Here is a 19820-nt window from a genome sequence, read left to right as displayed (position 1 = left end):
CAACCAGTGACGCGAAACATCTTGCCGGGCAGCGCCTTCGTCCGTACGGCATCTGGCCTTGCGGCCCTTGCGGCGATCATCGGAGTGGTCGCGGTCGCCGTGACGATGTTCCGCGGCGGCTACGTCGACAGCGTGCCGCTCACGGTGTTGTCGCAGCGCGCCGGGCTGGTGATGGATCCGGAATCCAAGGTCAAGTTGCACGGTGCAGACGTCGGCACGGTCACGTCGATCGAAGCACTGCCGGACGGGCAGGCTGCCCTTCACCTCGCCATGAACCCTTCTGCGCTGCAGCTGATTCCATCGAACGTGCTCGTCGACATCGCGTCTACCACCGTCTTCGGTGCCAAGTACGTTCAGCTGACCGACCCCGCCGAGCCGTCACCGCACACCCTGCGCCCGGGTCAGGTGATCGATTCTCGGCACGTCACCGTCGAGATCAACACCATCTTCCAACAGCTCACCTCGGTGCTGTCGACGATCGATCCGGTCAAGCTCAACCAGACGCTCGGTGCCCTCGCATCAGCCTTCAACGGACGCGGTCACGAGATCGGCAAGGTCATGACCGATCTGAATTCGTTTCTCGCCAAGCTGGATCCGGGTCTTCCCGCCCTGGATCACGACCTGGCCGTCGCACCGGACGTCGTCGGAGCCTATGCCGACGCGACGCCGGACCTGATCCGGATCGCCGACAGCGCCGCCACGATCAGCCGAACCATCGTCGACGAGCAGCACAACCTCGATGCACTCCTGGTCAGCGTGATCGGTCTGGCCGACATCGGCAACGACGTGGTTGGCGGAAACCGGAAGGGCCTGACCGATGTCCTGCACCTGCTCGTACCGACCACCGATCTCACCAACGAGTATCACGACGCGCTGTACTGCGCGCTCGCGGGCATCGTCCCGGCGGCGAACACCCCGCCTTCGCCGGAACCGGGTGTCATGGCGTCGGTGAGCCTGCTGTTCGGCCAGGAACGCTATCGATTCCCAGGCGACCTGCCGAAGGTTGCGGCAACCGGAGGACCGCAGTGTCACGACCTGCCGCGCCTCGGATACGGGCAGCATCCGCCCTTCGTGGTCGCCGACGTTGGCACCAGCCCATGGGATTACGCAAACCAGAACCTCCTGCTCAACTCCGACGGCCTCAAGCAGTTGTTGTTCGGGGCGATCGACGGACCGCCGCGTAACACTGCGGAGATCGGACAACCTGGATGACTGCCACCAAGTTCACGGCGTTCGCCGTAGTGATGGCGATGTTGACCGCTGCACTGTTCTTCGTGTTCGGCCAGTACCGAACGGGTTCGACCGTCGCGTATTCAGCGGTGTTCACCGATGTGTCGCGGCTCAGCGCGGGGCAGTCGGTCCGGGTGGCAGGCATCCGGGTCGGCACCGTGCGGACGGTGTCGTTGCGCCCCGACAACGAAGTCGTGGTGACGTTCGACGCCGACCGCGACATCGTGCTCACCAGCGGTACCAAGGCCGCGGTCCGGTACCTCAACCTGGTGGGCGATCGCTACCTGGAGCTCATCGACGGCCCAGGCTCGACCAGACGGCTGCCGGAAGGCGCTGAGATTCCCGACGACCGCACGTCCCCGGCGCTGGACCTCGATCTGCTCCTCGGGGGTTTGAAACCCGTCATCCAGGGCCTCGACCCGCAGGACGTCAACGCGCTAACGTCGTCGTTGTTGGAGGTCTTCCAGGGCCAGGGCGGCACGCTGGAGTCGTTGCTGTCGAAGACCTCGTCCTTCTCGAATGCCATGGCCGACAACAACGACGTGGTCCAGAAGTTGATCGACGATCTCGACACCGTGGTCGCGACACTCGACGACGAGGGGGACGAGTTCTCGGGTGCGGTCGACAGGCTCGAGCGGCTGACCACCGAACTGTCGGCTGATCGCGATCCGATCGGGGCCGCGATCGACTCGTTGGACAATGGAACCGCATCCCTTGCCGATCTGCTGACCAACACCCGACCACCGCTCAACGCCGCGCTCGGCCAGCTCGGCCGATTGGCGCCGCTGCTCGACGAGGACAAGGACCGCATCGACGCCGCGCTGAAGAAGGCGCCGGAGAACTACCGGAAGTTGGTGCGGCTCGGCGCATACGGCAACTTCATTCAGTTCTACGTCTGCGGGCTGAGCCTGCGGGTCTCGGACCTGCAGAACCGGACCGCCGTCTTCCCGTGGATCAAGCAAGAAGGCGGGAGGTGCGCTGAACCCGATGCTTAAGTACCGCGGCAACAACCTCATTCGCGTGGGTTTCATCGGTGTCGTCCTCGGCGTTCTCGTCATCGCCGTCGGGCTTGCACCCGAGCGGCTGGTGTCCATGGCCACTTCCCTGCGCTACCAGGCGCTGTTCTCCGACGCCGGCGGGCTGACGACCGGCAATGACGTGACCGTCTCGGGGATGAAGGTCGGTACGGTGTCGGACATCTCGTTGTGGCATGGCGATGCACTGGTCCGCTTCACCGTCTCTGGCACGGTTCACCTCGGGTCGGAAACCACCGCGCACATCGCGACGGGTTCTGCGCTCGGCCAGCGCGTGCTGATCTTGAAGCCCGCAGGCAGTGACAGGATCCGGTCAACCGACCCGATACCGGTGTCGCGGACGTCGTCGCCCTACTCGCTCACCGAGGCGGTCAGTGAGCTCACGACGAATGTCGCGGCGACCGACACCGCATCGCTCAACCAGTCACTCGACGCGCTATCGGAGACGATCGACCAGATCGCACCCCAACTCGGGCCGACGTTCGACGGTCTCACCCGGCTGTCGCGAACGCTCAACGGCCGCAACGAAACACTGAGCGATCTGCTCGAGCACGCCAGCAATGTCACCGGCATCCTGTCAGACCGCAGCCAACAGGTGAACACGTTGATCCTCAACGCCAACGATCTGCTCAGCGTGCTGGTAGACCGGCGCAACGAGATCGCCACACTGCTGGCCAATACGTCCGCAGTCGCGAGGCAACTCTCTGGACTGGTGGCCGATCACGAGGAGGAGCTGGCACCGACGCTGGACAAGCTGAACTCGGTCACTGCGATGCTGCAGGCCAACCGCGACAACATCGCCAAGGCGCTGCCAGGACTCGCAAAATATCAACTCACCCTTGGAGAGACCGTCGCCAACGGCCCGTACTACAACGCCTTCGTGCCCAACCTCCTGCCAGGGCAGATGCTGCAGCCGTTCCTGGACTACGCGTTTGGGTTCAGAAGGGGCGTCGACGCTGGGCAGCCGCCGGACAACGCCGGCCCACGGGCCGAATTCCCGTGGCCGCGCAACGGAATTCCGCAAGGGCCACACTAATGGCATCCCGTCGCTCCGCTCGCGCCGCATTAATGGCGCCCCGTCGCTTCGCTCGCCCTGTGCTCGCGGTCGGTCTGCTCTGTCTGCTCCCGGTGGGCGCGACCGTGCTGGTGCGCCAGACGTGGTTCGCGCCGAAGGTCATCACCGCGTTCTTCGCGACCACCACCGCGATCTACCCCGGTGATGAGGTACGTGTCTCCGGTGTCCCCGTCGGCCGCATCGAGGCCATCAAGCCGGACGGCACGCAGTCCAGGATGGTCATGAAGATCGATCGCAACGTCGCCATTCCCGCCGACGCGAAGGCGGTGATCGTCGCCCTCAACCTGGTATCGGCGCGATACGTCCAGCTCACTCCTGCCTACCGCTCCGATGGTCCCACTATGGGTGACGGTGCCGTGATACCGATCGAGCACACCGCCGTGCCCGTCGAGTGGGACGAAGTGAAGGCCCAACTGACCCGACTGGCAACGGATCTGGGCCCGACTAGGGCGGTGTCCACACCGTCGATGGCACGGCTCATCGACAGCGCCTCCAACGCGATGGGTGACAACGGGGACAAGCTGCGCCAGACGCTGGCCCAGCTCTCCGGTGCGGGACGAGTCCTGGCCGATGGCAGCGGGAACATCGTCGACACGATCAAGAACCTGCAGCACTTCGTGACTACTCTCCGAGACAGCAACCAGCAGATCGTGCAGTTTCAGGACCGCCTCGCCACGCTCTCCAGTGTTCTCGACGGGAGCAAGTCCGACCTCGACGCCGCATTGAAGGATCTGTCGGCCGCTGCGGGCGAGGTTCGGAGGTTCGTCGCGAAGTACCGCGACAGGACATCCGAGCAGATTCAGCGGTTGGCCGACGTCACCCAGAACCTGGTCGATCACCGCACCGATCTGGAACAACTCCTTCACGTCGCGCCGAATTCGTTCGCCAATGCCTACAACATGTACAACCCCGACACTGGCGAGTTCACCGGAGCGACTGTGCTCAACGGGTTCTCGAACCCCGTGCAGTTCGTCTGCTCTCAGATCGGAGCGATCGAGAACGCCACCGCGCCGGAGACCGCCAGCTTGTGCTCGCAGTACCTCGGTCCGGCACTTCGGTTGCTCAACTTCAACTACCTCCCCATCCCGACCAACCCGCTGCTCGCCAAGGCGCCGAGCCCGGACAACATCATCTACGCGGGACCGCCGACGTTGCGGGACATGCTGCTCCCCGCCGAGGCCCCGCAAGCTCCGCCCCCACCAGAGCAGCCGGAACCGCAACCCACCGAAGGGAATCCACCATCATGATCGGCTGGTGTGCGATTCACCGGGTGCTCGCCATCGGCGGCTGCGTCGTGCTCACTGCCACCGGATGTGCATTCCAGGGGCTGAACTCCTTGGCGCTACCCGGCACGGTTGGGCAGGCGCCCGACGCCAACGTCTACCACGTCGAGATCGCGAACGTCGGTACGATGGAATCGAATTCACCCGTCATGGTCGACGACGTCGTGGTCGGCAGCGTGGGCAGGATGACCGTACGGGGATGGCATGCCGACGTCACCTTCACGGTACAGTCGGATGTCGTCATCCCGGCAAACGTGGTGGCCAGCGTCGGCCAGACGAGCCTGCTCGGTTCCAGTCACCTGGAGCTCAATCCACCGCAGGGACAGCCGCCGATCGGACGACTCGAACCGGGTGCCACCATCGCACTGAACGGCTCGTCGACCTATCCGTCGACGGAGGCGACTCTGTCATCACTGTCGGCGGTCGTCAATGCCGGCGGGCTCGGTCAGATCGGCGACATCATCCACAACCTCGGAGCTGCACTGTCCGGCAACCAGCACGAGATTCGCGAACTGCTCACCCGGCTGGATACCTTCGTCGGCATCCTCGACCGTCAGCGGGACAACGTCATTGCCTCCATTCAGGCGTTGGATCGACTCGCGTCGAAGCTCGCCGGACAGCGCGACGTCATCAGTCGTGCGCTGATCGAGGTCCCACCCGCGCTCGACGTGCTTCTGGCAGAACGCCCGCGCATCACCACGGCATTGGACAAACTGCGCGTGTTCAGCGATACCGCGACCGGGCTGGTCGATGACACCCAAGCCGACCTCGTCAAGAACCTGCAGAACCTCGACCCGACGCTCCGCGCGCTCGCCGACGTCGGACCGGACCTCGACACCGCTCTGGCGTACGGGACGACCTTTCCGTACGGCCAGAACCTCATCGACAGGGCAGTCCGGGGCGACTACATGAACTACTACCTCGTCGTCGACTTGACGGTCAACCGGCTCAAGCGAGGACTGCTCCTCGGCACTCGCTGGGGCCAGCCAGACATGCCGCTGGTGCCTGCGCCTGGCGACCCCGGGTACGACGCGTACTACTCGCAGGATCCGCTTGGCGCCGCTGTCGCCGCGACGAACGGGGGCGGCTGATCCTTACGCGCTTCGTCCGAATCCAGTTGACGATCTTCACGATTGCGTCGATCGTCGGTGTGCTCGTGTTGGTCTTCTCCTACATCCAGGCGCCGACCCTGTTGGGCATCGGCAAGCTCACCGTAACCCTGGAGCTGCCCGCGACCGGCGGGCTGTACCGCTTCAGCAACGTGACTTACCGCGGCGTGCAGATCGGCAAGGTCACCGGCGTCGCCCCGACGCGGGACGGTGCCACGGCGACGTTGTCCCTTGACACGTCGCCGAACATACCTGCGGACCTGGAAGCGGAAGTGCGCAGCGTGTCCGCGGTTGGCGAACAGTACGTCGACCTTCGGCCGCGTACCAACACCCCGCCCTACCTGCGCGACGGTTCGGTGATCCCAATGCAAGACACCAAGATTCCCCAGCAGGTTGGGCCGATGCTGGATCAAGTCAGCGCGCTGGTCAAGAGCATTCCGAAGGACGAGCTCGGTGACCTACTCGACGAATCGTTCAAGGCCTTCAACGGTTCTGGATACGACATGGGATCGCTGATCGATTCGGCCAGCACGGTCACCGGCGATCTCGACGGGGCCGCCGATCCCACCCGCGGGCTCGTCGAGGACGCCGCGCCATTGCTCGACGGCCAAGCAGAAACCGCCGACGCGCTCAGGACCTGGACCCACGGCCTCGCCAACGTGACCGAGCAGTTGACGACCGACGACGCCCAGGTACGCACGCTGCTGCAGACCGGGCCAGGGGCCGCCCAGGAGGTGGCGCGGCTCCTCGACCAGGTGAAGCCCACGCTGCCGGTGCTGCTCGCCAACCTGACCACGGTGGGACAGATCGCCGTCACGTACAACGCCTCCCTGGAACAGCTCTTGGTCTTGCTGCCGCCGTTCGTCGCCGCGGTTCAGGCGGCATTGCCGGGCAACAACCCCACCGGAATAGCGTTGGGCGAGTTCAGGCTTAGCATGGGCGACCCGCCGGGCTGCACCGTGGGTTACCTGCCGCCGTCGTCCTGGCGGTCCCCGGCAGACACGACCACGATCGATACCCCCGAAGGTCTCTATTGCAAGCTCCCGCAGAACTCACCGATCGCCGTTCGTGGTGCACGAAACTATCCCTGCATGGGCCACCCGGGGAAGCGTGCGCCGACCGTCCAGATGTGCGACAGCGACAAGCCGTTCGAGCCCGTGGCGGAGCGCCAACACGTACTCGGCCCCTACCCACTGGATCCGAACCTGATCTCGCAGGGTGTCCCGCCCGACGACCGGACTACCTTCGGCGACAACATCTTCGGGCCGACCGAAGGCACGCCACCGCCGCCACCCGGCCCCGCTATCGTCGCACCGAGTGCTTTCCCCAGCAGTGCGGGGGACCCGGGGCCGTCGGTCGCCGTCGCTCAGTACAGCCCGAGCACCGGCCAGTACGTGACTCCCGACGGCCACGCCTCCCGGCAGCTCGACCTGGCCGCCCAGAGGGCCGCGCCAAAGACCTGGAGGGACATGCTGCCGATCTGAATCAGCCGGGGCGCGTCACCCAATCTTGCTCAGTTTGAACGGCATTTCGATCGTGAGCAGAGCGCTGACGCCGCAGGACCCACTTGGGCCCGTCGTCTTGTCCTTCCCCGTCAGGGTCGTGGCGTCGAGGCGGTAGAAACTGAACTGCTGCTCACCGGGTGCCGTCGCCCCGTCGCCGCACGGCTGCCAGGCGGGCAGGTCGTGTTGGACGAACCACAGGCCACCGTTGTAGTGCGCGCCGGCGCTCCAACCCTGGTCGCTGGTGACCGTGCCGGTGCAGTCGACGTGAGTGGTGCACGTCGAGTAGATGGTCCACGTGCTGGTGATCGTGGCTTCGTCGTGATAGACGTCGCGCGTCTTGGCCCATTGGCCATCGGACGTGGCGGCATAGGTCCCATTGAGCGTCGGCCATTCCGTGGCGTTGGCCGCAGGTGCCTCGCCGAATCCCAAGAGGAGCGCACCCGTCGCTAGCGTGATCTGCACGGCGCTGCCGAACGCCATCCGCATGTCGCTCACGGTCACTTCTTAACACAAAATATGTCAGTACTGACATATTTTGGCCGAAGTCAGCTGCCGCTCGGCTACGTCAGCTGAACGGCTTGCGGCGGTCGATGCGACGCGAGCCCGCGCCTGCGCGACGCCAGACCCGCGCGATCCAGTCGGCGTCCTCGTCGGTGACGAGGTTGCCCATCACCCGGACCGCGATGCCCATCAGGAACTCCGAGCGCATCGCGACGGGACCGGTCACCGGCAGGAACCGGGGGATGGTCAGCAACAGCGCCAATCGGCGTGCCACGGAGAATCCCTGGCCGTAGTGGCGCCGCAGTTCGTCCGGCCACACCTGCGACAGGTCTTCCGTGCCGAGCAACTCGGCGGCGAGCCGTCCGGTCTCGAGCCCGTAGTCGATGCCCTCCCCATTGAGCGGGTTGACGCAGGCTGCAGCGTCGCCGATCAGCACCCAGTTCGGCCCGGCGATCCCCGACACCGCGCCGCCCATCGGCAACAGCGCCGACAGTCCCGCCCGCGGCTCACCGGTGAATCCCCACTCTTCGCGGCGTAGCCGCGTGTAGTACGACATCAACGGGCGCAGCGCGGCGTCGGCGGGGCGTTTGGCGGTCGCCAGGGCGCCGACGCCGATGTTCACCTCGCCGTTGCCCAGCGGGAAGATCCACCCGTAGCCGGGCAGAATTTGTCCTTCGGGGGAGCGCAGCTCGAGGTGCGACGTGATCCACGGCTCGCTGCTGCGCGGGGTCGCGATGTAGCCGCGGACCGCCACGCCGTACACCGTCTCCTGGTGCCACGTTCGGCCCAGTACGCGCCCCAGCGTGGACCGCGCGCCGTCGGCGACGATCAGGTCCGTGCAGCCGATCTCCGCGCCGTCGTCCAGCGTCACCGAGGTCACCCGGCCCGATGAATCATGCTGGACTCCAACCGCTTTGGCGCCGAGCAGCATCTTCGCGCCGTCGTCGGCGGCGACCGATCGGATTCTGTCGTCGAGCTCGGTGCGGGGCACCGCGCTGCTCGACGAAGGGAACGACGGACCCGGCCAGCCGATCTCGACGTCGGCACCGAAACCCGACATCCGCAGACCGTGGTGGCGGATCCGGCCGTCCAGCCACGGGCCAAGGCCGAGGAGTTCGAGTTCGACGACCGCGCGTGGGGTCAATCCGTCACCGCATGCCTTGTCGCGGGGGAACTGGGCCGAGTCGATCACCAGCACGTCGCGGCCGTTGCGGGCGGCCCATGCGGCGGCTGCCGAACCCGCGGGTCCGGCACCGATCACCACCACGTCGGACCGCTTCATCCCCCCAGTATGTTGGAGCAATGAAGACACCAGCGACCGTGGTCGCGGGCGTGGACTTTGGTGACGCCGCGTTCGCCGCGGAGGTCCGCGACGGGGTGGCGCGCATCGAAGAGCTGATGGCCACTGAGCTGGGCAAAGCCGATGAGCTGATGGCCGAGGCCGTTCAGCACCTGTTCCAGGCCGGCGGCAAACGGTTCCGTCCACTGTTCACGGTGCTGTCGGCGCAGCTCGGGCCGGAACCCGACGCGTGGCAGGTCACCGTCGCGGGTGCGGTCATCGAGCTGGTGCACCTGGCCACGCTGTACCACGACGACGTGATGGACGAGGCGCAGGTGCGACGCGGCGCCGACAGCGCCAATGCCCGATGGGGCAACAACATCGCGATCCTCGCGGGCGACTACCTCTTCGCGACGGCGTCGCGGCTGGTGTCGCGGCTCGGGCCAGAGGCAGTTCGCATCATCGCCGACACCTTCGCGCAGTTGGTGACCGGACAGATGCGGGAGACCCGCGGCGCGGTCGAGGGCGCCGACTCCGTCGAGCACTACCTCAAGGTGGTCTACGAGAAGACGGCGTGCCTGATCGCCGCGTCGGGACGGTTCGGCGCGACGTTCTCCGGCGCCGACGACGAGCAGATCGAGCGGCTGTTCCGGCTCGGCGGCATCGTCGGCACGGCGTTCCAGATCTCCGACGACATCATCGACATCGATAGCGATCCCGACGAGTCCGGGAAGGTGCCAGGCACCGACCTGCGCGAGGGCGTGCACACGCTGCCGGTGCTCTATGCCTTGCGCGACGGCGGCCCCGACGCCGACCGGCTGCGCGAATTGCTGGCCGGTCCCGTCGACAACGACGACGACCTGGCCGAGGCATTGCAGCTGTTGCGTTCGTCACGCGGCATCGCCCAGGCCAAGGAGACCGTCTTCCGGTATGCGGCGGAAGCCCGCGATGAGCTGGCCAAACTGCCCGACGTTCCGGGACGGCTGGCGTTGGCGAACCTCGTCGACTACACGGTCAACCGCCACGGTTGACGGCAGGGAACGGCGAGAGGCCGCCCGGCGTTCAGTCAGCGAAGACTTCCCCAGTTTCATAGGAAGAAGCAAACGATGACGTGGCATCCACACGCGAACCGGCTGAAGACGTTCGTGTTGCTGGTGGGGTTCTCCGCGCTGATCGTGTTCATCGGGGCGCTGTTCCAGAGCAGGGCCATTCTCGGCCTTGCCGTGTTGTTCGCCGTCGGCATGAACGCCTACGTGTACTTCAACAGCGACAAGATGGCGCTGCGGGCGATGCACGCCCAGCCGGTCAACGAACTGCAAGCCCCGCTGATGTACAAGATCGTCCGCGAGTTGGCGAACACCGCGCACCAGCCGATGCCCCGGCTCTACATCAGCGACACCGCCGCGCCCAACGCATTCGCCACCGGCCGCAACCCGCGCAACGCCGCGGTGTGCTGTACCTCGGGCATCCTGCAGCTTCTCAACGAGCGCGAGCTGCGCGCCGTGCTTGGCCACGAGCTGTCGCACGTCTACAACCGCGACATCCTCATTTCGTGTGTCGCCGGCGCGATGGCGTCGGTGATCACTGCGCTGGCCAACCTGGCCTTCTTCGCGAGCATGTTCGGCGGGAACCGCGACGGCGGCACCAATCCCTTTGCCATTCTTTTGGTTTCGCTGCTCGGCCCGATCGCGGCGACGGTCATCCGCCTGGCGGTGTCCCGGTCGCGGGAGTACCAGGCCGACCAGTCCGGCGCCGAGCTGACCGGCGATCCACTGTCGTTGGCGAGCGCCCTGCGCAAGATCAGCGTCGGGGTGCAGCAGGCCCCGTTGCCGCCCGAGCCGCAGTTGGCCGACCAGGCTCATCTGATGATCGCCAACCCCTTCCGGGCCGGCGAGAAGATCGGCAAGTTGTTCTCCACGCACCCGCCGGTTGCCGAACGCATCGCGCGGCTGGAGCTGATGGCCGGCCGCGGACCCGGTCAGTACTGAGCGTCGTCGCCGAGCCCGAGTCATCGGCCCCGCCCGCGCCCAATGTGCGCCCATGGCGGAAATCCGGCCCGGGACCCGCCCTCTGCGCACGCTGGGCGGGCGTTGCTCGTGTTGCCGTAGTAGTGCGAGTGACGCCGGCAACCTCTAAGGTGGGCCTGTGCTGACCAGAATCCTGATCGGCGTGGTGGCTGCGGGGGCAGCTGTGATCGGAGTGCCCGGTGTGGCCGGCGCCGATCCCGAACCCGCGCCGCCTCCTCCACCGCCGTTGAACCTCCCTGCGCTCACGTCAGCGAAGCCGTCGGATTTCGCGATACCGAACAGCGAGTACTACGGCTTCGCGGTGCCCGGCGACATCGTGTGCGGCATCAGCCGCGCATCAGGCAAGTACGGCTGCAGTGGCCCACTGCCTGCGGCACCGGGCGACGCCAACGCGGTCACCGGTTCACAGCAGGGCCCGCCGGGTTTCGCCAACACCGATCGGCCGCTGTTCATCTTCGATGGCCTGCCCAACCGGTTACTGCCCGGCACGCGCATCAGCTTCCGCAACGTCACGTGTGGAACCGACGGCACGATCACCGAGTGCAGTAACACGTACGACGGAGCGGGGTTCGTCCTCAGCCCCGGGGGCAGCTTCATCCTCGAGCCCAACAATCCGCTGCTGCTGAACACTGGCGCGGGCAAGAACCCGTACTTCAACTGACGGCACCGGGCCGTCCCACTTAACATCACCGAATGGCATCCGTTGCGGTGCTTGGGGGTGGAGTGGGCGGACTGAGCGCTGCGCACGAACTCGCCAAGCGGGGGTTCGAGGTTACGGTCTACGAGGCGCGCGAGGTGTTCGGCGGCAAGGCCCGCTCGATACCGGTGCCTGACACGGGTACGCATCCGCTGCCAGGCGAGCACGGCTTCCGGTTCTTCCCAGGCTTTTATCGGCACCTGGACGCCACCATGGCCGAGATTCCCTATCAGGGCCGCACGGTGAAGGACAACCTGGTCCAGGCCACCGAGACCATGATGGCCCAGGCGGGCGGGGCCAATGAACTGATCGCGCCGATGTCGTTCCCTTCGGACGTCGACGATCTCACCAAGATGGTGAAGTTCATGTTCGATCTCGTCGCGACGCTCGGCATTCCCCTGCACGAGTTCCTGTTCTTCTTCGAGCGAATCCTGGCCTACCTCACCGCGTGCGACGAACGTCGGCTCGCCGAGTTCGAGTCGCAGAGTTGGTGGGAGTTCACCGACGGCAAGAACAAGTCGGAGGCGTATCGGAAGTTCATCGCGATCGGCATGACCCGTACGCTCGTCGCCGCCCGCGCCGAGGAGATGTCGGCGCGTACGGGCTGCGCCGTCTTGACCCAGTTGCTCCAGGTCGGCGCCGACATCGGGGGGCAAACGGATCGCGTACTGAACGGGCCGACGAGTGAGGTCTGGATCGACCCGTGGCTCGACTACCTGCGCGACGAGTTGGGCGTGGTGTTGCACGGCCGTCACCCGGTCGCCGGAATCCAGTGCGACGGAGAGTCGATCACCGGTGTGACCGTCGTGGGCCCGGACGGTCCGACGGTGATCGAGGCCGACTACTACCTCGCGGCTATGCCGGTCGAGCGGTTGCAGAACCTGCTCACCAACGACATCCGTGCCGCGGATCCGCAGCTGGCCCACATCGACAGCCTGACCACGCGGTGGATGAACGGGGCGATGTTCTACCTGGACGTGCCTGCGAATCTGCCAAACGGTCACATCATCTTCATCGACGCGCCGTGGGCGCTCACCGCGCTCGCACAGCAGCAGTTCTGGACTGAGGACCTCCAGAACCGCGCCGACGGACTCGTCAGGGACATCATCTCGGTGGACGTTTCGGACTGGGATCAGCCCGGCCTGATCTACCAGAAGGCCGCCAACGCGTGCACACAGGAGGAGATCTTCGCCGAGGTCTGGAAGCAGATGGAAGTCCACTTCGACAACGGAGAGATCAACGAGGAGAACGTGGTTCACAAGTTTCTCGATCCGGGCATCCAGTTCCCGAATCCGTCCGAGGCGACCAACGCCGAGCCGCTGCTGATCAACACCGCGGGGTCGTGGAAGAACCGGCCCGAGGCGGTGACGGCCATCGCCAACCTGGTGCTGGCCGCCGACTTCGTGCGCACCAACACCGATCTCGCGACGATGGAGGGCGCCAACGAAGGGGCACGCAGGGCCGTGAACGGCATCCTCGCGAAAGAGGGTTCACCGCATCAGCCCTGTCGGGTGTTCGAATTGAAGGAACCACTCATCCTGGCGCCCTTCAGGTTCGCCGACGCCGTGCAGTGGCGGCTGGGTTGCCGCGGCCCGAAGAAATCACCTGTGCGCGTGACGGAGTCGGGCGAGCTGGAGGGGACCGATCTCGCCGCGCGCGGCATACTCACCGCCGTCAAGCTGGCGAACCGCTAAAGCGGACGGAGGAAGGCTTCGTTCAGCTCGTTCGGTATCGCCGCGGCGACGTCGAGCACGCGAACGTTCCGTGCGACGTCCCGGCTCTCCTTGTCGGCGATCCAGTCGACCACCGAGCGGATCTTGTCCGGCGGATAGAGGTAGCAGGTGCTCAACAGGCATGCCCTGGAATCCTGGAGGTCGACCAACTCTTGGAAGTCGTCCGGTGAATCGGCCAGCACGTTCGCGAACTTCCATGCGAGATCACGGAATACGATCAGCAGCGCGTTGATCTCGTCCACCTCGTCGCCGGGCAGCAGATTACGGATGGTGTGTGTTCGCGGCGACACCTCCGCCAGTGCGTCGAACACACCCTGGACCTGACTGCCCAGGATCGCGTTGATCATGTCGAAGTCGTGATGCAGATCGTCCATGGCCCCAGCGCCGACCTGAGCGGCCGTGATCCCCAGATCGAGGTTGATGTGCGCGTCGACCGCGGTCAGCAGGTGCTGGAAGATGATCGGTTCGGCGTAGTCGACGCCGTCGAACGCCCACTGCCACACGTGGGTCGGCCCCGTGTAGTCGCTCGGATGGAAGTGGGCGTTGAGGGCGTCGAAGTAGCGCTGCGAGAAGGTCAAGGTAAATCGCGTCATCACCTCGGGGTGCTGGAATTTGCCCGTGTCGATCGCGTTGCTCACCGCGATCGTCGCCCGCTTGTAGATCGTCGCGAAGTAGCCGATGCCGCTCGGGGCGTTGATCGCCCAGGCGACGACCGCATCGAAGTTCGCGATGGACTCTTGCAGGGTCTGCGCGGTCTTCAGCGGCGGTGGCGGCGGCACGTTCTTCGGCGGCATGCTGGGAGTATCGCGTCCGGCGTCACTCGGCGTCGCGCAACTGGTCCATCCGCCTGCCGAGTTCGGCGCGGGAGCGGATGCCCAGCTTGTTGTAGACCCGGCTCAGGTTGTGCTCGACGGTCTTGATCCCGATGAACAGCGTCGCGGCGACGTCGCGGTTGGTCATGCCGGAGGCGGCCAGGTCGGCCACCCGCTGTTCGGACGGAGTGAGCGCAACAGCCGAGTTGGGCCGGACGTTGGTACGGGCGAGCTCGGCGCGAACGTGGTCGGCCCACCACGGCGCACCCACTTCCTCGAACTCGGCGAGCGCTTCCGCGAGGGTCTTGGAGGCGGCATCCTTGAGCCGACGCCTGCGCTGCAGCTTGCCGAGGAGCAGTCGGGTGCGGGCCCGCTCGAAACGCATCGGCGTGCGGTCGTGTTCGGCCATCGCGCGGTTCACCGACTCGAGGGCGGCGTCGACGTCGCCGTTGGCCGCCAGCCACAACGCGCGACAGCGGGCGCCCGCCGCGAGCATCCATGGTCGGTCGTGTTCTGCTCCGTTGCGCTCCAGTGCCTCGATCAGCGGTTCGGCCTCGTCGAGCCGGCTCAGTGCCACCATTGCCTCCGCGGCGTTCGGCAGGTACCAGCCGCTCATGATCTCGGTACCGGGGATGATGCCGAGCCGCGAGACCATGGGCGCGAACGTGACCACTGCGTCGTCGTACCTGCCCAGTGACACCTCCATGAATCCCTTTGCCATCAAGGGCCATTCGGTCATTCGGGGCGCCCCGCACGCCTGGGCGGCCCGCAGTGCCGCGTCGACATCGGCCAGCGCCTCGGTCCCGTGGCCGGCGTGGGCGTGCACCGCGGCGCGGATGCTGAGCCCGATGACGTCGACGGTCCCGCCACCGAGCTGCTGCGCACGTTCGATGGCCGCGTCGGCCATCACCGCGGCCTCGGTGAGATTGCCGCTCCACATCTCGATCAGGGCGCAATACTCGGCCACGACCAACACGTTTCGGTCCGCGCCGCGTTCGACGCAGCGTTCGTAGACGGCGCGCATTCGGGTGCGGGCCTCGTCGATCCGGCCCGTGTACGCCAGGATGAGCGCCTCGACTGCGCTGGCGCTGAACGGCATCGGGACGTCGTCGTTGACCTGTTCGAGCTCGAGCGCGCGGGTCAGGCTCGCCTCGTCGATGCCGTGGCCGTACATGAATTGCGTGTGGGCCCAATGGGCCAGAGCCTGGCTCGCCAACCCGGGGATGCCGGTGGTCTCCGCCACGGTGGCAGCCCTGCGGGCGTTGGTCATCGATTCGTCGAACGTGCCGTGCGCGGGTGTGCCTTCCGCGAAGGCGCCCATGCCCTGGGTGAAGGAGAGGTTCAACAACGTCTGTACGAGGATGGGCGCAACGTCCTGCGTGTCGTCGACGGCGCGGGCGAGCAGATCCATGGCCGTGACGAAGTTGTTGTCGTAGATGCGGATCGCGGCGAGCAGGTTCAGCGCGATACCGCGCAGCATCCCCGGTCGCAACTGATCGACCATCGGGGTGAGCACGCTCTCGGCGTGGTCGGTGTTGCCTGCGTAGAAATGGTCTCCCGCCGCCCGAATCCGGCGCCACGGCTTGTCGCCGCCGAGCCCGATCGCCAGGTCGAGCAGTTCGGCAGCGGCGGCCGGTGCGCCACGGCCCCGCGCGGCGTCGGCCGCGGCGTCGAGCGCCTTGAAGGTGGTGTCGTCCGAGCTGGCCGTCGCCAGGGCGAGGTGGCGGGCCCTGAGTTCGGGCTCGGCCTCGATGGCCGCCAGCGCCCGGTGCATGGCGCGGCGGCTCGCCGGGGTCGCGTCGGTGTAGACGCCGCGGGCAAGCAGTGGATGGGAGAACCGGACTCGGTTGCCGACGATGCCGACGATGCCGTCCGCCTCAACACCCTCCAGCAAGTCGACGATCCGTTCCGCGGTGGTGTCGTTGACGCGGGCCAGCAGATCAACGGTCGGGGCGGAGACGGATGCGACCGCGAGCAGCACGGTGCGTACGTCGCCGTCGAGGCGCCCGATCCGCAGACGCACCAGCTCGGCCAGCGTGCGCGGCAGTCCTGGCTCCGGTTGCAACGGTCGCCCGCCCATCGCCCGCGCCAGCTCCAGCGCGTAAAACGGGTTCCCGCCCGAGAGTTCGGCGATGCGCACCATGACCGGACGGGACAGCGGCTTGCCGAGATTCGCCATGATGATCGAATGCAGGCCACCCAGGCTCATCGGACCCAGCCGGATGTGGGTGAAGTCGTCGGGCTCGCCGATCCGCAACCACGCGGTGCCCTTGTCGGGTTCGCACCGTTCGCTGAGCAGCACGCCCACCCGGCCGCGGAGCCGACGCGCCGCGAACGCCACGACCGCGTGGCTCGACGGGTCCAGCCACTGCACGTCGTCGATGGCCACCAGCACGGGCGTCGTAGGGGACAGCGCGTCGACGATGGAGGACAGCGCCGCTGCCACCACCCGCTGGTCGGTGACGAGCCCGTCGCCTGCGGCCCGCAGCAGTACCCGGTCGACGGCCAGTCGCTGCACTTCGGGCAGTCCGTCGAGCGTGGCCGTCTCGATGTCGCCGAGCAGGTCTCCGACCGCGGCGTAGGCGAGGACCGTTTCGGCTTCGCCTACCTGAGCGGCGAGGACGCGGAACCCGCGCGTGCGGGCCTGCTCGACGGCGTCCAACCACAGGTTGGTCTTGCCGATGCCTGCCTCACCCTCGATGATCAGGCCGGCCTGGCCCGATTCGGCGGTAGTCAGGAAGTCAGCGATGGCGTTTCGTTCGGCCGGCCGGCCGAGTCCACCACCCGTCATGGTTGTTGATCTTGGCAGCGAACGACCGAATGTGTCGATCGAATGGCCGATACGTCGGCGTTCTGCGTTTGCTGGCTTAGAAGCCGGAACCGTGCACCTCATGGCCGGGTTTCTCGGCGGCCAGGCCGTGGTAGGCGTCCTTGACGGTGGCGCCGTGGTTGATCACGCCGTCGACTTCGCGGGCGATCGGCATGTTCAACCCGTACTCGTTGGCGAACTCCATGATCACACTGGCGGCCTTGACGCCCTCGGCGACCTGGTTCATCGAGGCGATGATCTCCTCGATCGTCTTGCCAGAACCGAGTTCCTCGCCGACGTGGCGGTTGCGGCTGCGCTGGCTGGTGCACGTGACGATGAGGTCACCCATGCCAGCCAGGCCGGCGAACGTGTCGCGGTGCCCGCCCATCGCCTCGCCAAGCTTGGACATCTCGCGCACGGCGCGGGCCATCACCATGGCCCGGGTATTCTCCCCGATGCCCAACGAGTAGCCCATGCCGACGGCGATCGCGTAGACGTTCTTCAGCGCACCGGCCATCTCCACCCCGACCACGTCGTCGGTGGTGTAGGTGCGGAACCGCTTGGTGCGGAACAGCTTTCCGAGATTGGCGGCCAACTTCGTGTCGGGCATGGCGAGCACCGCGGCGGCGGCGTAGCCCTCGGCGACCTCTCGGGCGATGTTCGGCCCGGCCAGGATTCCCGCCGGATGTCCTGGCAGCACCTCGTCGACGATCTGGCTCATCCGCTTGTTGGTGCCCTGCTCGAGACCCTTCACCAGCGACACCACCGGCACCCAGGGCCGCAGCTCCTTGCTCAGCTGCTCCAGCACGCCGCGGAAGCCGTGCGACGGCACGCCCATGACGACGACGTCGGCCGTTCCTGCCGCCTCGGAGAAGTCGGTGGTGGCCTGCAACGTCGGCGACAGCTCGACCTCGTCGCCAAGATAACGGGAGTTGCGATGGTTGTCGTTGATGTCCTTGGCGGTGTCCTCGGAACGCACCCACTGCAGCGTCGGCCCGCGCCGCGCACAGATGGAAGCCACGGTCGTGCCCCAGGAGCCTCCACCGAGGACGACGACGTTGGGTTCGCGTTGAGCGGATGCCATGCCGATCAGGGTAGGTCCGACACCTGCCGTTTCACCGGCAGTTGGCGAACTGCGTGCACGTCGACCCTGGTGTGAAGCGCAGACGCCCGCACCTTGCCAGCGAGGCTAGGGTGGAGGGGTCTATCAAGGTGGCCCAGACTCTGCCGCTGTACGACGCGACGAGCCGAGGGAACAGAACTAGATGGCCATCACCGATATCGCGGCGTACGCGCATCTGAGCCCAACGGACATCGAGGCCCTCGGGGCCGAACTCGACACCATTCGCCGCGACATCGAGGAATCGCGCGGGGCGAAGGACGCGTCCTACATTCGGCGTGCCATCGTGTTTCAGCGGGCGCTCGACATCGGGGCGCGACTGCTCATCGCCGGTAGTCGCTCGAGGACGGGCTGGCTGGTGGGGACCGCGTCGCTGGCGTACGCGAAGTGCGTCGAGAACATGGAACTGGCGCACAACATCTCGCATGGGCAGTGGGATTGGATGAACGATCCGGAGATCCACTCCACGACGTGGGAGTGGGACCAGGTGGGGCCGTCGTCGCAGTGGCGGTACTCGCACAACTACCGCCACCACGTGTTCAGCAATGTCGTCGGAGTGGACGACGATCTGGGCTTCGGCGTGATGCGGGTGACCCGCGATCAACAGTGGAAACCCGAACACCTCATGCAGCCGCTGCGAAACCTGTTGCTGGCAGTCACATTCGAATGGGGCATCGCGCTTCATGACTTCTATTCGGAGCGGGACCGGGCCGACACGGAGGAGAAGAAGTCCGCCGAGGGCAAGCTGCTGCTCAAGAAGATCGCCCGCCAGACCGCCAAGGACTACGTGTTCGTGCCCGCGCTGAGCGGGCGTCGCTGGCGCCGAACCCTCGGCGCCAACGCCACTGCCAACCTGCTGCGCAACATCTGGACGAACGTGGTGATCCTCTGCGGCCACTTCCCCGATGGCGCAGAGAAGTTCACCGAGGCCGTGCTCGAGGACGAGACCAGCAGCGAATGGTATCTGCGCCAGATGATGGGGGCCGCGAACGTCGATGCCGGCCCGCTGCTGGCGTTCTCGACCGGCAACCTGTGTTACCAGATCGAGCATCACCTGTTCCCCGACCTGCCGAGCAACCGCTACCGGGAGATCGCCGTGCGGGTGCGGGCGCTGTGCGACAAGTACGACCTGCCCTACACGAGTGGTTCTCTGGTGCGTCAGTACTTCTTGACGCTGCGCACCATTCACAAGTTGGCGCTACCCGACGGCCTCCTGCGTGCGACGTCCGACGACGCTCCGGAAACCGCGTCGGAGCGGAAGTTCTGGGCAGGGTCGGCCGTCCGGCTGGGCTCGATCGCGGGGCAGCGAAGCGGACTCCGCACGGCGCTGCGCCACGGTGTCGGCCTTCGCCGAAGCGTTCGACGCGCCAGAACCACCGTGCTCTAGCTGGGCCCGCCGGCGTCTCCACTCTGGGTGCCGTGCGACCGCGGGGCGAACTCGGTGGCGGGTACTTCTGGATGCCGGCCCCGTACGTCGTCGGTCCGGTCCCGGGTGGTGGGCTGCTTGGTCAGCGTCTCGCGCACCAGCACCGCGACGACGCCCAACCCCAGCAGCGTCGCCGCAGCCGCGGCGACGGTCAGAATGGTTCTCTTCGTAGCCATGTAC

17 protein-coding genes are annotated in these 19820 nt (G+C 66.4%); 11 read left to right on the top strand and 6 right to left on the bottom strand.

Annotation, left to right across the window (positions count from 1 at the left end; all coding sequences use genetic code 11):
- Positions 1-6 precede the first annotated feature (6 nt).
- From HNP02_RS07620 to HNP02_RS07595, 6 genes are read left to right on the top strand one after another with little or no spacing between them, the layout of a single operon-like run.
- Positions 7-1212, top strand: a complete 1206-nt coding sequence (locus HNP02_RS07620) for an MCE family protein (RefSeq protein ID WP_309241461.1) — start codon at positions 7-9, stop codon at positions 1210-1212.
- Positions 1209-2225: an MCE family protein gene (locus tag HNP02_RS07615; RefSeq protein ID WP_184436832.1), complete on the top strand. Its 1017-nt coding sequence runs from the start codon at positions 1209-1211 to the stop codon at positions 2223-2225. Before HNP02_RS07620 ends, HNP02_RS07615 begins: the two co-directional genes overlap by 4 nt.
- Positions 2218-3300, top strand: a complete 1083-nt coding sequence (locus HNP02_RS07610; protein WP_184436830.1) for an MCE family protein — start codon at positions 2218-2220, stop codon at positions 3298-3300. The genes HNP02_RS07615 and HNP02_RS07610 overlap by 8 nt, the downstream gene beginning before the upstream one ends.
- A gap of 32 nt (positions 3301-3332) precedes the next feature.
- The gene (locus HNP02_RS07605; protein WP_184437708.1) at positions 3333-4586 is read left to right on the top strand and encodes an MCE family protein; all 1254 of its coding nucleotides are present in this window, start codon (positions 3333-3335) and stop codon (positions 4584-4586) included.
- Positions 4583-5713, top strand: a complete 1131-nt coding sequence (locus HNP02_RS07600; RefSeq protein WP_184436828.1) for an MCE family protein — start codon at positions 4583-4585, stop codon at positions 5711-5713. Before HNP02_RS07605 ends, HNP02_RS07600 begins: the two co-directional genes overlap by 4 nt.
- Positions 5713-7215, top strand: a complete 1503-nt coding sequence (locus HNP02_RS07595; protein ID WP_184437706.1) for an MCE family protein — start codon at positions 5713-5715, stop codon at positions 7213-7215. Before HNP02_RS07600 ends, HNP02_RS07595 begins: the two co-directional genes overlap by 1 nt.
- Before the next feature lie 15 nt (positions 7216-7230).
- Here the strand turns inward: HNP02_RS07595 and HNP02_RS07590 are convergent, their stop codons facing one another.
- Both HNP02_RS07590 and menJ read right to left on the bottom strand, forming a co-directional pair.
- Positions 7231-7722: a hypothetical protein gene (locus HNP02_RS07590; RefSeq protein ID WP_184437704.1), complete on the bottom strand. Its 492-nt coding sequence runs from the start codon at positions 7720-7722 to the stop codon at positions 7231-7233.
- 79 nt (positions 7723-7801) lie between these two features.
- Complete coding sequence (gene menJ / locus HNP02_RS07585) at positions 7802-9019, bottom strand: menaquinone reductase (RefSeq protein ID WP_184436825.1); 1218 nt, start codon at positions 9017-9019, stop codon at positions 7802-7804.
- 20 nt (positions 9020-9039) lie between these two features.
- On the opposite strand from menJ, the gene grcC1 reads away from it, so the two are divergent.
- From grcC1 to HNP02_RS07565, 4 genes are all read left to right on the top strand, one after another.
- The gene (gene grcC1 / locus HNP02_RS07580; protein WP_184436822.1) at positions 9040-10047 is read left to right on the top strand and encodes a nonaprenyl/(2E,6E)-farnesyl/geranylgeranyl diphosphat synthase; all 1008 of its coding nucleotides are present in this window, start codon (positions 9040-9042) and stop codon (positions 10045-10047) included.
- Positions 10048-10122: 75 nt separating this feature from the next.
- Positions 10123-11004, top strand: coding sequence for a zinc metalloprotease HtpX (htpX, locus tag HNP02_RS07575; RefSeq protein ID WP_184436820.1), 882 nt, complete (start codon positions 10123-10125; stop codon positions 11002-11004).
- Positions 11005-11161: 157 nt separating this feature from the next.
- The gene (locus tag HNP02_RS07570) at positions 11162-11704 is read left to right on the top strand and encodes a hypothetical protein (RefSeq protein WP_184436818.1); all 543 of its coding nucleotides are present in this window, start codon (positions 11162-11164) and stop codon (positions 11702-11704) included.
- Positions 11705-11736: 32 nt separating this feature from the next.
- Positions 11737-13434 (top strand): FAD-dependent oxidoreductase, encoded by a 1698-nt coding sequence (locus HNP02_RS07565; protein WP_184436816.1) that lies wholly within the window; start codon positions 11737-11739, stop codon positions 13432-13434.
- On the opposite strand, the gene HNP02_RS07560 is transcribed toward HNP02_RS07565, so the two are convergent.
- From HNP02_RS07560 to HNP02_RS07550, 3 genes are all read right to left on the bottom strand, one after another.
- Positions 13431-14267 carry a DUF5995 family protein gene (locus HNP02_RS07560; RefSeq protein ID WP_184436814.1) on the bottom strand — a complete coding sequence of 279 codons (837 nt, stop codon included), beginning with the start codon at positions 14265-14267 and terminating at the stop codon, positions 13431-13433. The two genes, HNP02_RS07565 and HNP02_RS07560, sit on opposite strands and share 4 nt — an antisense overlap.
- A 22-nt stretch (positions 14268-14289) precedes the next feature.
- Positions 14290-17076: a LuxR family transcriptional regulator gene (locus HNP02_RS07555; RefSeq protein WP_184436812.1), complete on the bottom strand. Its 2787-nt coding sequence runs from the start codon at positions 17074-17076 to the stop codon at positions 14290-14292.
- A gap of 76 nt (positions 17077-17152) precedes the next feature.
- On the bottom strand, positions 17153-18178 hold the full coding sequence (locus HNP02_RS07550; RefSeq protein ID WP_184436810.1) for an NAD(P)H-dependent glycerol-3-phosphate dehydrogenase: 1026 nt from the start codon (positions 18176-18178) through the stop codon (positions 17153-17155).
- A 181-nt stretch (positions 18179-18359) separates the two neighbouring features.
- Here HNP02_RS07550 and HNP02_RS07545 point away from each other — a divergent pair, with 181 nt between their 5' ends.
- Positions 18360-19601, top strand: coding sequence for an acyl-CoA desaturase (locus tag HNP02_RS07545; protein WP_184436808.1), 1242 nt, complete (start codon positions 18360-18362; stop codon positions 19599-19601).
- Here HNP02_RS07545 and HNP02_RS07540 read toward each other — a convergent pair.
- Positions 19598-19816, bottom strand: a complete 219-nt coding sequence (locus HNP02_RS07540) for a hypothetical protein (protein WP_184436806.1) — start codon at positions 19814-19816, stop codon at positions 19598-19600. The genes HNP02_RS07545 and HNP02_RS07540 overlap by 4 nt on opposite strands.
- Positions 19817-19820 lie beyond the last annotated feature (4 nt).

The sequence above is a fragment of the Mycobacterium sp. AZCC_0083 genome (assembly GCF_014202335.1).
GTDB lineage: Bacteria > Actinomycetota > Actinomycetes > Mycobacteriales > Mycobacteriaceae > Mycobacterium.
Note: the sequence above shows the minus strand (reverse complement) of the source record. Positions and strands in the feature narration are given on the sequence as shown.

What these genes read in the sequence shown, in the direction of transcription:
- HNP02_RS07615 (WP_184436832.1), top strand. Translation starts at nt 1,209, where the DNA reads ATGACTGCCACCAAGTTCACGGCGTTCGCCGTAGTGATGGCGATGTTG.
- HNP02_RS07610 (WP_184436830.1), top strand. Translation starts at nt 2,218, where the DNA reads ATGCTTAAGTACCGCGGCAACAACCTCATTCGCGTGGGTTTCATCGGT.
- HNP02_RS07605 (WP_184437708.1), top strand. Translation starts at nt 3,333, where the DNA reads ATGGCGCCCCGTCGCTTCGCTCGCCCTGTGCTCGCGGTCGGTCTGCTC.
- HNP02_RS07600 (WP_184436828.1), top strand. Translation starts at nt 4,583, where the DNA reads ATGATCGGCTGGTGTGCGATTCACCGGGTGCTCGCCATCGGCGGCTGC.
- HNP02_RS07590 (WP_184437704.1), bottom strand. Translation starts at nt 7,722, where the DNA reads ATGCGGATGGCGTTCGGCAGCGCCGTGCAGATCACGCTAGCGACGGGT.
- menJ (WP_184436825.1), bottom strand. Translation starts at nt 9,019, where the DNA reads ATGAAGCGGTCCGACGTGGTGGTGATCGGTGCCGGACCCGCGGGTTCG.
- grcC1 (WP_184436822.1), top strand. Translation starts at nt 9,040, where the DNA reads ATGAAGACACCAGCGACCGTGGTCGCGGGCGTGGACTTTGGTGACGCC.
- htpX (WP_184436820.1), top strand. Translation starts at nt 10,123, where the DNA reads ATGACGTGGCATCCACACGCGAACCGGCTGAAGACGTTCGTGTTGCTG.
- HNP02_RS07565 (WP_184436816.1), top strand. Translation starts at nt 11,737, where the DNA reads ATGGCATCCGTTGCGGTGCTTGGGGGTGGAGTGGGCGGACTGAGCGCT.
- HNP02_RS07560 (WP_184436814.1), bottom strand. Translation starts at nt 14,267, where the DNA reads ATGCCGCCGAAGAACGTGCCGCCGCCACCGCCGCTGAAGACCGCGCAG.
- HNP02_RS07555 (WP_184436812.1), bottom strand. Translation starts at nt 17,076, where the DNA reads ATGACGGGTGGTGGACTCGGCCGGCCGGCCGAACGAAACGCCATCGCT.
- HNP02_RS07550 (WP_184436810.1), bottom strand. Translation starts at nt 18,178, where the DNA reads ATGGCATCCGCTCAACGCGAACCCAACGTCGTCGTCCTCGGTGGAGGC.
- HNP02_RS07545 (WP_184436808.1), top strand. Translation starts at nt 18,360, where the DNA reads ATGGCCATCACCGATATCGCGGCGTACGCGCATCTGAGCCCAACGGAC.
- HNP02_RS07540 (WP_184436806.1), bottom strand. Translation starts at nt 19,816, where the DNA reads ATGGCTACGAAGAGAACCATTCTGACCGTCGCCGCGGCTGCGGCGACG.